Annotated in this window: 13 protein-coding genes and 2 pseudogenes; 10 read left to right on the top strand and 5 right to left on the bottom strand. The window is 59.3% G+C overall.

Annotated features, from left to right (window positions below):
* The first annotated feature begins 9 nt into the window (after nucleotides 1-9).
* Genes J4E08_RS23220 through J4E08_RS23240 form a run of 5 tightly spaced genes read left to right on the top strand, consistent with a single transcriptional unit; the run spans nucleotide 10 to nucleotide 2,040 of the window.
* On the top strand, nucleotides 10-171 hold the full coding sequence (locus J4E08_RS23220) for a hypothetical protein (RefSeq protein WP_349540535.1): 162 nt from the start codon (nucleotides 10-12) through the stop codon (nucleotides 169-171).
* Nucleotides 168-974, top strand: a complete 807-nt coding sequence (gene iolB / locus J4E08_RS23225; protein ID WP_349540536.1) for a 5-deoxy-glucuronate isomerase — start codon at nucleotides 168-170, stop codon at nucleotides 972-974. The genes J4E08_RS23220 and iolB overlap by 4 nt, the downstream gene beginning before the upstream one ends.
* Complete coding sequence (locus J4E08_RS23230; RefSeq protein WP_349540537.1) at nucleotides 975-1,577, top strand: hypothetical protein; 603 nt, start codon at nucleotides 975-977, stop codon at nucleotides 1,575-1,577.
* Nucleotides 1,574-1,822, top strand: coding sequence for a hypothetical protein (locus tag J4E08_RS23235; protein WP_349540538.1), 249 nt, complete (start codon nucleotides 1,574-1,576; stop codon nucleotides 1,820-1,822). Before J4E08_RS23230 ends, J4E08_RS23235 begins: the two co-directional genes overlap by 4 nt.
* Nucleotides 1,819-2,040 carry a hypothetical protein gene (locus J4E08_RS23240; RefSeq protein ID WP_349540539.1) on the top strand — a complete coding sequence of 74 codons (222 nt, stop codon included), beginning with the start codon at nucleotides 1,819-1,821 and terminating at the stop codon, nucleotides 2,038-2,040. Before J4E08_RS23235 ends, J4E08_RS23240 begins: the two co-directional genes overlap by 4 nt.
* A 135-nt stretch (nucleotides 2,041-2,175) precedes the next feature.
* Here the strand turns inward: J4E08_RS23240 and J4E08_RS23245 are convergent, their stop codons facing one another.
* On the bottom strand, nucleotides 2,176-2,910 hold the full coding sequence (locus J4E08_RS23245) for a hypothetical protein (protein WP_349540540.1): 735 nt from the start codon (nucleotides 2,908-2,910) through the stop codon (nucleotides 2,176-2,178).
* Between the two features lie 5 nt (nucleotides 2,911-2,915).
* Between J4E08_RS23245 and J4E08_RS23250 the strand changes: the two genes are divergently transcribed.
* The gene (locus J4E08_RS23250; RefSeq protein ID WP_349540541.1) at nucleotides 2,916-3,767 is read left to right on the top strand and encodes an alcohol dehydrogenase catalytic domain-containing protein; all 852 of its coding nucleotides are present in this window, start codon (nucleotides 2,916-2,918) and stop codon (nucleotides 3,765-3,767) included.
* 232 nt (nucleotides 3,768-3,999) lie between these two features.
* Here the strand turns inward: J4E08_RS23250 and J4E08_RS23255 are convergent, their stop codons facing one another.
* Nucleotides 4,000-4,401, bottom strand: coding sequence for a nuclear transport factor 2 family protein (locus J4E08_RS23255; protein WP_349540542.1), 402 nt, complete (start codon nucleotides 4,399-4,401; stop codon nucleotides 4,000-4,002).
* A 119-nt stretch (nucleotides 4,402-4,520) separates the two neighbouring features.
* Here J4E08_RS23255 and J4E08_RS23260 point away from each other — a divergent pair, with 119 nt between their 5' ends.
* Nucleotides 4,521-4,877, top strand: a complete 357-nt coding sequence (locus J4E08_RS23260; RefSeq protein WP_349540543.1) for a winged helix-turn-helix transcriptional regulator — start codon at nucleotides 4,521-4,523, stop codon at nucleotides 4,875-4,877.
* Between the two features lie 332 nt (nucleotides 4,878-5,209).
* Here the strand turns inward: J4E08_RS23260 and J4E08_RS23265 are convergent.
* The 3 genes and pseudogenes from J4E08_RS23265 to J4E08_RS23275 all read right to left on the bottom strand — a co-directional run bounded on the left by J4E08_RS23265 (nucleotide 5,210) and on the right by J4E08_RS23275 (nucleotide 8,938).
* Nucleotides 5,210-6,182: pseudogene (locus J4E08_RS23265) on the bottom strand (IS5 family transposase).
* A 183-nt stretch (nucleotides 6,183-6,365) separates the two neighbouring features.
* Nucleotides 6,366-7,652 carry a cation:proton antiporter gene (locus J4E08_RS23270; RefSeq protein ID WP_349540544.1) on the bottom strand — a complete coding sequence of 429 codons (1,287 nt, stop codon included), beginning with the start codon at nucleotides 7,650-7,652 and terminating at the stop codon, nucleotides 6,366-6,368.
* A 383-nt stretch (nucleotides 7,653-8,035) separates the two neighbouring features.
* Nucleotides 8,036-8,938, bottom strand: a complete 903-nt coding sequence (locus tag J4E08_RS23275) for an AEC family transporter (protein ID WP_349540545.1) — start codon at nucleotides 8,936-8,938, stop codon at nucleotides 8,036-8,038.
* A gap of 331 nt (nucleotides 8,939-9,269) precedes the next feature.
* On the opposite strand from J4E08_RS23275, the gene J4E08_RS23280 reads away from it, so the two are divergent.
* The 3 genes and pseudogenes from J4E08_RS23280 (at nucleotide 9,270) to J4E08_RS23290 (ending at nucleotide 11,646) form a co-directional block, all read left to right on the top strand.
* The gene (locus J4E08_RS23280) at nucleotides 9,270-9,707 is read left to right on the top strand and encodes a hypothetical protein (protein ID WP_183969768.1); all 438 of its coding nucleotides are present in this window, start codon (nucleotides 9,270-9,272) and stop codon (nucleotides 9,705-9,707) included.
* A gap of 603 nt (nucleotides 9,708-10,310) precedes the next feature.
* A pseudogene (locus tag J4E08_RS24630) lies at nucleotides 10,311-10,545 on the top strand (transposase); the annotation flags it as partial.
* Nucleotides 10,546-11,286: 741 nt separating this feature from the next.
* On the top strand, nucleotides 11,287-11,646 hold the full coding sequence (locus tag J4E08_RS23290; RefSeq protein WP_349540546.1) for a hypothetical protein: 360 nt from the start codon (nucleotides 11,287-11,289) through the stop codon (nucleotides 11,644-11,646).
* The last annotated feature ends 506 nt before the right edge of the window (nucleotides 11,647-12,152 follow it).

Raw genomic sequence — 12,152 nt, forward strand, 5'->3', positions numbered from 1 at the left:
CGGCGGGTCGTGATCGTTGCACTCTGCCTCGGCTGGGCTGTGTTGGAACTTGCGACCGGCGCGGTGTTCTGGGCGATCCTCTTTGGCACTCTCGGGCTGTGGTGCCTTTACGAATTCTTTCTGTCCCCACAGGCCCGGGCGCTGGGACACGACCAAGAGGACGATCAATGAGCGATTTGCAACGCAAACCCTTCGGCACCCATGGCAAGGTCCACGAGATCACCCCGCAGTCGGCGGGCTGGCGCTACGTCGGCTTCTCCCTCTACCGTTTGCGCCCGGGCGAAAGCGCTGATGAGGCCACGGGCGAACGCGAGATCATCCTCGTGATGGTCGAGGGCAAGGCCGCGATCACCGGCGCCGGACAGGACTGGGGCACGCTGGGCGAGCGCATGAATGTCTTCGAAAAGACGCCGCCGCATTGCCTTTACCTGCCGAACGGCACCAACTGGAAGGCTGTAGCCGAGACCGACTGCGTGATCGCGGTCTGCTCTGCGCCCGGACAGGGCGGTCACGAGGCACGACGCATCGGACCGGACGGCATCACCCTCACCGAACGCGGCAAGGGCACTAATGTTCGCCACATCAACAACATCGCCATGGAGAACGAGGACTATTGCGACAGCCTGCTCGTGACCGAGGTTTTCACCCCGGCTGGGCACTGGTCCTCCTACCCCTCGCATCGGCACGACGAGGACGACTTCCCGCGCATCACCTACCTTGAAGAGACCTATTACCACCGGCTCAATCCGGCCGCGGGTTTCGGCATCCAGAGGGTCTATACCGATGACGGGCAACTCGACGAGACCATGGCGGTGTCAGATGGCGACGTCGTGCTCGTCCCCCGGGGACACCATCCCTGCGGTGCGCCTTACGGGTTCGAGATGTATTACCTCAACGTGATGGCCGGACCGCTGCGCAAGTGGCGCTTCGTGCCGGCGCCAGAGGTCGGGTGGATCATGCAGCGCGACGCATGAGTGGCGCAACGTCAAGAGCAGAAGGCTGCCAAGACAACCGCTCTCGACCTGCAATTAGACCCGACCTCGAACGGTCTATCCCTTTTCAAACTGGACCGCGCCAAAGACGCGAATTTCTGGTCGGTTCGGGTTGACGCTGACATCTGGATGATCATCCACCGTACGGCCTCCAGCATGCTCTTGGCCTACGTCGATCACCATGACGATGCCTGCAAATGGGCGGAGCGGCGCAAGATCGAGCGTCTCCCGACCACTGGCGCCATGCAGCTGGTGGAGGTGCGCGAGCGGGTTGAAGAGTTCGAAAACTTCACGCCCAAAGAGACGCCCGTCGACATTGTACCTGATGTCAAACCTGCCGCCCGGCTGTTCAACAACCTCCGCAAGTTCGAACTGATGGCCTTTGGTGTACCAGAGGAATGGGTGAACGATGTCCGTACCGGGACCGAGGGCACACTGTTCGACCTCGTCGAGCATTTGCCACAAGAGGCCCAGGAGGCTCTACTCAAGCTGGCCGTGGGTGAGAAACCTAAGCCGCCAGAGCCCGCGCCAGTTGATGCGGGCCCCTTTACGCAACCGATGCCCAACGCCGCTTCCGCGTGTTGACCAATGCAGATGAACTGAGGCAGGCGCTGGATTACCTATGGGACAAATGGGCCGTGTTCCTGCATCATGCTCAGGCCGATCTGGTCGAACGATCCTTTTCCGGCCCGACCCGAGTGTCTGGATCGGCGGCAACGGGCGAGATGATCGTGGCGCTGCACCGTGCTGTCTATTTGGCACGTGTCAATCCTAATGCCAGTGTCCTCCTGACCACGTTTCGAAGGCGCTGGCCAACTTCTTCCGGATGAAGCTGGCCAGTCTGGCGGGCAGCGAGCCAGCGCTCGCGTCGCGGATTGTCGTAAAGTCCATATCTGCGGTCGGCTACGACCTTTGCTCCGAACTGTACGGCCAGCCACGGATCGCCGCACCCGCGATGGTTCGCGCGTTACTTGCCAAGGCGGCATCGGAGGTCGAAGGCAGTCGTTTTTCTCTCCAGTTCCTGGTTGGCGAGTGGGGAACGGTCTAATTGACCGCATGGATAGCCGGGGCAACCGTTCTTCTCGGATGGGGCCGGAAGCCATCGGCTTGATGATGCGAGAAGTGCGCAAATATCATCTCAGATGACAAGCCTTCGATCGAGATCGTCCATGAGTGGGTTCAGCTAAGTTCTCGCAATCGCAATCGCAATCGCAACGAGCAGCGCGCGGAGGAAGGTCGTGACAGCCTGCCGATCCCGAGTCGCGAGACCGTTCGACGGGCGGTCCGCGCTCTGAATCCTTATCGGGTCGAACTGACCCGTAATGGTGAGGCTGCCGCAAGCAAGAAATACCGCCCTGTCCTGAATGGGATTTCCGTCACGCGACCGCTGGAGCGTATCGAAATCGATGAATGGACAGTCGACGTCATGACGCTGATGGAAAGAAGCGAGATGTACGATCAACTCAGCGACGACGACAAGCGCCTGCTTGGTCTTCATGTTGAAAGCGACCTTGAAGATTGTGGGAAAGGAAGCGCAAGAAGATGGGGCGCTGGACATTGACCGCTGCAATCTGCTGCGCCATGTCCGCACACCGACGATAAAGCCGTCAAAATGCTGCGCTCTGCACGAATGGCAGCAGTGACGGGCTGCACCGCAGCATCTTAAGTAGGTCTTGGAGGTCGGCTGTGGGCCGGGAGCGACGGTCGCTGCTGCCAGCCAGGTGACGAGCTGGCTGCGCTGCTGCACGTCCGCTTCGAGCCCTTTCCTGACGGTCTTGTCATGAGCTAAGGCAACGTATGTCCAGAAAAAGCCTCCCAGGCCCCAAGCGTGTCTCGTCCATCTACAGGACTTTCGGCGCGCCACAAACGACCCTTGAAATGCTTGATCGCGAGTTGCCGCCACGCGCTCCTGGGTCATTTCGCGTGGAAGTCTCCTATGCGCCGGTCAATCCCTCCGATCTGATCCCGATCTCAGGAGCCTACGCACATCGGATTTCGCTGCCGGCCGTCGCTGGATACGAGGGTGTCGGGCGCGTGGTTGAAGCCCCGGAGGCCCTCTCTCACATGGTCGGTCGACGTGTCCTGCCTCTACGGGCAGAAGGCACCTGGCAAACCTATGTCGATTGCCCGGCCCACCATGCCGTGGAGGTGCCCGACACGATCCCCGACATCGTCGCGGCGCGGGCTTATATCAATCCCATGGCTGCCGCCACGATGCTTCGGCTTTGGCCCGTCCGCTGCAAGGTGGTGCTGCTCAGTGGCGCGGGATCCAGCTGTTCCGAACACGTGGGACGGTTGGCTATCGCCCATGGAGCCGCACGCGTCATGGGAATCTATCGTTCGGAGAGCCGGAAGGATCGGTTGCGCCAAGTGGGGATCGAGCCGATCTCAATACACGATCTCGGCGCCATTTCGGAGGCTTCCGCCTTGGCCGACATTGCCTTCGACTCTGTCGGTGGCGACATCGGAACACATGTTCTGGGGCAGATGCGTAGGGAGACCAACTTCGTAGCCTATGGCCTTCTGACGGGTAAACCAGTGCTGACCGGGTCCGGGCTCAGGGCGAGCTATCACCGGTTTCACATGCGCGATCACTTCGCGGTCTTGGCAGGACAGGGTATGCAGGCCGCGTTCTCCGAAATTTGGCCTGTGCTCGCAGAGGCCCCGCCCTCAGAGCCAAGAGTATTTCCAGCCCAGCAATGGCAACAAGCCCTTGCCGAGGCCGAACGCCCCGGTGGCCAGAAACCGATACTCGACCTTTCCAGCCTCAACTGAGGAATGACAACTTCGTCCCGCACTGGCGACCCTGGATCGTTGGAAATGCTGCGGCGAGGCCCTAACGGCCGCTTTGGTGGAGCCGCGCCGTGGCGCCCAGCAGGACAGCGAATGTCCGTTCAGGGCCGGAAGCGAAGCCGCGCGAGGGGCGACCAGGCGCTCGCCCCTGCCGCGCCGCCGCAAGTCCGGTTTGAGCCCAATGCTGCCTCCCGGGCCGCCTTGGCATGAAGTGTCAGCTCAGCTGCTGCTGCATGATCGAGGACGCATTGTAGCAGTGGAAAGCCGCGATCTTCCCGTCCTTCATCCTGAAGACATCGCAGCAGGGGACGTCGATGACCTTTCCGGTTGCGGCAAGCGGGCCCGACGGCGTCATAAGCGTGCCGCGGATGGCCAGTTCGACGACTACCGTATCGCCCGATACATCGATGCTGAAAAGCTCCCGGTGAATGTCAGGGAAGGCTTCGGCCATCCCGCTTGCGACGAGCGCGATATCGGAGCCGCGGAAATCCATCTGAGTGGGAATGTCGCGGGCGTAACCGTCTTGCCAGAAGTAGGAAAGAAATGCCTCGACGTCGAGGGAGGTCGCCTCGGCCGACGCGTAGAGCTTCCGAATGGTGTGCTGATGATCCGTCATCTTGGTTGCCTTTCCCGCACAGGGCATGGAGTTTAGTAATTGGCCGCGGCCATGGCATCCAAGTAGACACAGGATTACCTGAATGGTAGAACCTACCAAAAGGTAAGGGCAAGATTGACATGGATCGAACGAACACGCCCTGCGGTCTAGACGTGGCGCTGGCCGTTATCGGGGGCAAATGGAAGCCACTGATCCTCTTTCACGTCCAGAGCGGGCCCACGCGCTTCTCCGAGATCCGACGACGCGTTTGCGGTATCAGTGAGAAGGTGCTGATCCAGCAACTGCGCGCTCTGGTGGAGATGAATGTCCTGCTTCGGCGCGATCATCATTGCGTCCCGCCCGTGGTTGACTATGCGTTGACGCCATTCGGCGAGACACTCGTCGAGGCTCTGGCTCCCCTGTGCGAATGGGGCACCGCGAACCGGGAACTGGTCAGCGCGATGAGAGCGCCATCGGCCAAGGAACGGAGTGCTTAGGTCGGGCGAAGGGCAGGAAAGTCCCGCTCTGCCGACCTTCGCCCCTCGAAAATGCTGCACGATGGATGAACGGCTGGTCTGGTGAAGCTGCACCGCAGCGCTTTGCCATGGCGCGAATGTCGGCTCCGGGCCGAGTTTGACGGAAGGCGGACCCGAACCGGAAGGTCCACGTTGCGCTGCCGCATGACCGCACCGCGCCCGAACTTCGCCTTGGTGTTCCAATCCCTCGTCGCATAGACATATTCATCTTGCCAAAGTAGGGACTTTTGCTTTTGTTGGGCTTTGTTGCATTACGCTGGCTTGAGGCGTGACTGCCCCTTCCCCCGCTGACGTCATGCCATGCGAACGATCTCGGCGGTGCCGAGGGCGTTGAAGCTGTTCATGAGGGCGATGCGGATGTGGATTTCGGCAGTTTGGCGGTCGGGGTCACGTGCGGCGATGCGCTCACCGAAGGATTTCAGGCAACGCATCCTTGCCTCGATCCGGCTGCGGGCGTGGTATCCGGTCCACCGTTTCCAGAACGCCCGCCCTCAGTATCGCGTCGCCCGAAGGGTGTCGTTGCGGGCACGTGCGGCTGGGCAGTCTTCCTTCCATAGCCGTCCGTTCTTGCGGATCGGGATGATCGGAACCGCGTCGCGCTCGATGATAGCCTGCTGGCAGCGGCGCGTGTCGTAGGCGCCGTCCGCGGTCACTGTGCCAATCGGTTCGCTCTCCGGGATCTGGCCCAGCAGGTCGGGCAGCACAGGGCTGTCGCCGTCGCGGCTGGGGGGAAATTCCACGGCGCGGATGTTGGATGTGGCCGGGTCCATGGCAAGATGCCGCTTGCGCCATTGGCGCCGCCCCCGCACCCCGTGCTTGCGCGCCTGCCATTCGCCATGGCCGAGGAACTTGATCCCGGTGCTGTCTGTCACCCGGCAGGGCATCCCGCAGGGATGTCCCGAGAGGGCACGAGCAGGTTCAGCGGGGCATCCGTGCGGCGATAGGGTACTTGAACGGCCAGGGTCTTTTGCCTGCGGCACAACGTTGAGAAATCCGGCACAGGCCAGTCCAGCCCCGCCAGCTTCAGCAGGCTCGTCACCATGCCAGCGGTCTGGCGAAGCGGCAGCTTGAACAGGATCTTGATCGACAAGCAGAACTGAATGGCCGCATCGGAAAACACTTCTGGTCGTCCGCGGCGCCCGTCACGCGGCGCCAGCCAGTTCATGTCCTTGTCGACCCAGATCAGAAAGGACCCCCCTTCCGGAGCGACGCATTGTAGTTGGACCAGTTCGTCGTGCGATAGCGGGCGGGAGATGGCTTGCTCATGCCGTCCATATAACCGCATGGATTCGCGAAATGAATCCCCAAGCGCCAGAGTTCTGCAACAACGCCATGGAGCTCGCAAATTTCCCTTGAAAAGACAGGCTTGCACGAACTTACACGCGAGCCTGCTTTCGAAATTTGTTAAGTTGCGAAACGCTTTTTCTGCGTTCCCGCCGCGCCGGCTGCCTACCCGCTCTGTGACCCGCCCGAACGTAAACGATCCATCGCGAACCCCACGGTAAAGCCGTGGAGCATAGTCGACAACAGCACGACGATCGCAACGATAGACCATAGCTCGGCCTGCTGCTCGATCTCTCCCTGAGAGGCGGCGTAGGCGAGGTAGTATATGGATCCGATGCCACGAATGCCGTAGACTGCGACGATCATCCTCTCACCTCTCCTCAAGCCGGTTCCCGACAAGCTGATCCAGCCTGCGAGCGGTCGGATCACCAGAATTAACCCCAAAGCGATGGCGAGATGAGTCCAGTTCAGGTTGGTCAAAAGCACGGGCAGGACGCTTCCGAAAGCAACCAGGAGAAGCGCCGTCAGCCCATGCTCGATTGCCTCGGAGAAATCGTGAAGCCGGCGATGAAAGTCGTGTTCCTTCTCGATCCGCCGCAGGTTGAAGCCCATGACGGCGACAGCGATGAAACCGTATCCTTCGACAAGCTCGCTCGAACCGTAGCACAGGAAGACTCCCGCTAAGGCAATCACGCCGGAGCCCGTTTCAGCGAGAGTGGCATTGCGGGGAATCTTGAACAAGACGAGGCCCAACATTCGCCCACCGGCCCAGCCGACCACGCCACCGACTAAGATCTTGTAGAAGACATCTATGCCGACCCACTCAAGCGCCCAGGAGGTCGGTGTCATCCCTTCGGCAGCCACGAACAAAGCGAGGTAAACAAAGGGGAAGGCAAGCCCATCGTTCAGGCCCGCTTCTGTCGTCAGTGCGAAGCGTACCGGACGCTCGCCTCCCTTATGCGGTGGGCCAACCTGAACGTCCGATGCCAGCACCGGGTCGGTGGGGGCCAGAATCGCGCCGAGCAGGACCGAACTTGCAAGAGAAAGGCCCACAAGACCTGCCCCGAGGATCGCAACCGCGATGATCGTAAGGGGCATCGCGATGATCAGCAGCCTCGTGGCAGGCCGCCAGCGCCGCCACGAGCCGATTTCGTCTATGCGCATCCCTGCACCGAAAAGCGCGACGATCACCGCCATCTCGCTGAGATGCTCCCATATCTTTGGCGAACTGACAGGATCGGGCAGTGGTGACACCTCGGGAAGCAGAAAAGCGGTGCCGCCACTGAAGACGAGTATCAGAGGCGCAGCGACAGGCTCCTTACGGGACACCAGCCGAGGCAGCCAGTAGGACAGGATGATGACCATGCCCACGAAGGCGAGCTGCAGGTGGTAGGTCTCGATTGCGAAAAACGCTGACAGTTCGTCGAAAATCATCACGCTCAGGATCGCCACTTCGGGGCATTACTGAAAGGGGTGCTCATCGTTTAAAGGCCCTCTGCTGGAATTTGGATGCCAAATTCAAACAGATGAGGCGCTTGCGGGTTCCGCTGTGGCGCGACAAAGAGAGAAAACTCAGTCGAAGTCTGCCATTGCGCCGCCGGATCACGCTGCACGACGCCTTAAATGACTGGTTCGCGGAGCTGCGCCGCAGCGGTCGCTTGAATAGCGAATGTCGGGTTAGGGGCGAGCTGGCCAACCTGCATTGGTAGTGCGAGAGACCCTTATTGCACAGATGCCCACGCAACAGTCGTGTCTGTGCTCTCCGGCTCTGGTCGAGATGGGCACCGCGCACGTTGCTGCGGAAACGCAACTTGCCGCAACCGTCTCGACGCAGGTCAAAGCACGAGAAACGTCAACATAATCGGGATCGACAGGACTGCGGCCATGGTCTGAAAAGTGACGATGCCAGCCATAAATTGCCCGTCTCCCCTCATCTGCTGAGTCAGCACGTAGGCAGTCGGGGCAGTTGGAACGGCGCAGAAGACGGCCATAATGATGGCTTCGGTTCCTTCCAGGTCGAACAGATGCCCTACGGCAAGGCCGAGAAGGGGCATCAGCACCAGACGGGCAACGCTTGTGGTCATCAGAGGCAGGGCATTGATACGAAGCGAGGCGGGCCGAAGCGCTGCTCCAATGCAGAGCAGACCGAGTGGAAGGCTGCCTTGGCCCAGCAGCGTCACCAACCGGTCCAGACCGAAGGGGAGGCCGACGCCCGTGATCGCGAGCGCCAAACCTGCGAGGCAGGCGAGTATTAATGGGTTGGTCAGAACCACACGCATCAGGGCTCGAGGCGCTTTCGCGGCGCCTGCGTCGCTGAGAGCGAGAATGGAGAGCAGGTTCACAAGTGGCACGGCGAGGGCGAGGTAGAACGCTGCCGTTTCCAAGCCGTCCGGTCCTGAAAGCGTCGCGATGAGTGACAAGGCGAGATAGGTGTTGAAACGGATCACCCCTTGGACAACCGGCCCATAGCGTTGCGACGGCATTGGCCGGATCCGCCGGAACAGAGCGAGCGCGGTCGCTGCGATCACGATCGTAGACACTGCCGCTCCCCCCAACCGAAGTACCTCCGGGTCACGCAAAGGCGCGTCTGCGAGGCTGGAGATAAGCAATGCGGGGAACAGGACGAAGTAGTTCAGCCGCTCTGCCGCGGGCCAGAACTCGATAGATGGAAAGCGACGGTGCGCGAGGCCGAAGCCAAGCCAGATCAAGGCGAATATTGGCCAGATTGATGTCAGCATCTCCGCGTCGTCCGTATTCTGAATAGCCTGTTGGCTGTCTGCTTTTCATCTACTCTACCGTTGCTGTCCAGCAGGCAGGTCGGCGTTCCGGGGGATTGAAGCACCCCGGCGTCGCGGACGGAAATGAGGTTTCGCATCATTTTCGATTTGTCTGCTTCGTACCGTTGACGGCAGGCGAACCCGAACCGGAAGGTCCCCGTTGCGCTGCCGCACGACCGCACCGGGTCTAAGCTTCACCTTGGCTTTCCAATCTCTCGTCGCATAGAGATATTCCTCTTGCCAAAGTAGGGACTTTTGCTTTTGTTGCACACCGATGCGGCGGGGATTGAAAATGGCTTCTTACAAGGCTCTGGAGATTGTGCAGGACGGGCTGGATCACCACGCCGGCGCAACAATGTCTGGCGACATCGATACGATGATGGCATACAGTGACATCCCGTGCGCCATCGAGACTCTGTCGGGCAGAGTGATTGCCGCGAACACGTCCGAAATGAGAGCGATATGCGAAGCCTTGGTTTGTTCCATCAATGCCAAGAAGCTTAGCCACATGGTCCGCCGCTGTTTTGAAGCGGAATTCAAAGATGACGATACCATCTGGGCCACATATGAAACTCGCTTTCTCCGAAACGGCGTCGAATTGGCAGAGGACACCTACACGTCCTTTATTATCTTGAAAAAGCGAATTGATGGCTGGCGTTTCAGCGGTATCCAGCTGCTGGTCTCTGAAGGAGATCCCGTAAGCGCGACCCTAAAGAGCCGGTTCGGTTGAAGCCCGGAAAGCCATGATTTCATTGTTCTCGTGACGTCTGGAAAGACTTTAGTCGACACTGGAAGATAATCTTCGTTGCAGGCAAAAAAATTGATGTCTGATCCCACGGCGTGGCAAGAAAGGAGTGATGGTTATTCCCGCTCTGTCGCCCGTCTCCTTACGAAACTGCCGCACGATGGACGAATGGCCGGTCTCGTGAAGCTGCGTCGCGGCGTAGCCGAACTCAGCCAAGGTCGGCTAATGGGATGTACCGGCTGCTTTACCTGGCAGGCTAGGCTGTGCCTATGTCTGCAAGTTGGAGAAGTAGCATGGAGAATAAGACCCTCGATCAGCTGATGTCCATCGACATCGGCAACGATACGTTCCATCTCGTCGGGTTTGACCGAGATGGTCAATTGGTGCTGCGCAAACAGATCAAGCGGTTGGCCCTCGTCGCGACATTCGAGAAGTTGCCGCGATGCATCGTCGGGATGGAAGCCTGCCTGAGCGCCCATTTTGTCAGTCGGACGCTTCGCAAGATGGGCTTTGAACCGCGCATCATCCCCGCAATCTACGTGAAGCCGTTCATCAAGGGGCAAAAGAACGATTACAATGACGCCGAACTGCGTCAACGTCATGACCATTCCCGGCATCGGATCGATGATCTCGACGGCCATGGTTGCTGCAATCGGCACAGGGGAGGCATTCAGGCGTGGGCGGGATTTCGACGCATGGGTCGGCCTGGTTCTCAGGCAATACAGCACCGGCGGACGAACGGTGCTCGGCCGCATTTCTAGACGCGGCAGCCGATACCTGAGGATGTTCTTCGTCCAAGCCGCAAAGGTCATCCTGATGCGGGCCAATCGATGGCCGGATCTCAGCTGTGGTGATTGGCTGATCAGGGCATCGGAAAGAATGAACAGGAACAAACTGGCCGTCGCACTGGCCGATAACCCTATCGGGACATGCCTGCGGCATGCCCTGCCGGGCAGTGGATGGCACGCATGGCCTGGAGCATTCTGAGACAAAGAACCGCGTTTGTCGCACCACGAGACGATGTCGCCGCTGGCATCTGAGGCGGCGCGCCCAAAAGAGTTCGCGACAGATCGAAAGCATGGAACGGAACAATTACGACCCAGAATCTGACGGCCCATTCGGTCCTTGTGGACCTTTCCGCCAATTAGATCACGGCGCGTGCATAACCCCAACAAGGCCACGATCCGCGTGTCGATCAACAGGCCGGATACATATGCGCGACTTCCGAAATCGTGCAAAAAATCATTTGCGAACAGCAGCCGGTACATACATATGGGCCGCCCGCGACAGGCGCGCGCGTGCTGCGACTGCGAAACTTCCTACGACCAGCGCGGTTAGTTAGGCTCGAAGCGGACATGCAGCGACGCAGAGGGTCGTGCGCCTGGCAGGCAGCGGCGGCCGTCGCTCCCGGCCCAGACCCGACATATAAAATAGGTGAAGGTGCTGCGTCGCAGCACCTCATACCTGACGTTCGTCTGTATGACGCTGATCGAGATAGTCGACAACTCAAGTGCTATGTATAGTTGAGGCCAAACAACGGCTTTTCCAGTGTAGGATCATCGTGATGATCAAGATGAGAGATTTGAATTCTGGCTTTGCATATCGATCTTCGTGGACCGGATACGCCAAGGGGCGAGGCCTGGATATCAGCAACGCGCCGATACTGCACGGCGCACGAATTGATGCCAACCAAGTGTACAGGGACCCTTTCAAGGGACCTCGGCACAGTTTTTCAAAAAAGTATGAGCAGTTCATAGACGCCCTAGAAACGAGCGATTACGCCATAATCAGACAGGGCGGAAAAGATGAAAATGGAGAACTGTTCGGTTCGGGCAAGCTGATTGCTGTTTATGAGCTTGTTTCCCACAAAATTGACGAAAGCGGAGGTGTCGAGATCCAGCTCGGGAAACGGGTGGCATTTTGAAACGAAATTTTTCCTACTTTATACCACACGCCGCTACACTTTCGGGCAGTCAATCTGACGCAGTAGCGAGCGGCCCCGAGCCGACCTTGAGCAGCGCGTGCGCATGCTGCAATTGCATTCCGCATAGTGGTCATTCCCTACTGTTAGAGACTTGAAAGTTACAGAGACTGCGCCACCGGATTCGGATAGAAAAGCGCCGCGCATTGGAAAATAAAATTTGCCAGGGCGACGAACCGCAGAATGTGCCATAGCACATGGCGCGAACTTGTTTGCCTTGCGTCAGACGGCTGTATGGTTTCTCGATAGTGATTGGTCCAACCGAACTGACTGCTCAGCGCTCGCTCTATGTTCGCCAAATAATCATCAACTTGGTCCATGTGGCGGGCTTTGTTGCACAAATCGAAGTCTGGCCGAACTTCCCCCTTCCCCGGACGGAGTTACCCCACGGGCTCTGTGACAGGCATGCCAAGAGCGGTGTAGCGGTTAAGCACAGCGACACGCACCTG

Origin of the sequence: Sagittula sp. NFXS13, assembly GCF_040148795.1 — a bacterium.
GTDB lineage: Bacteria > Pseudomonadota > Alphaproteobacteria > Rhodobacterales > Rhodobacteraceae > Sagittula > Sagittula marina.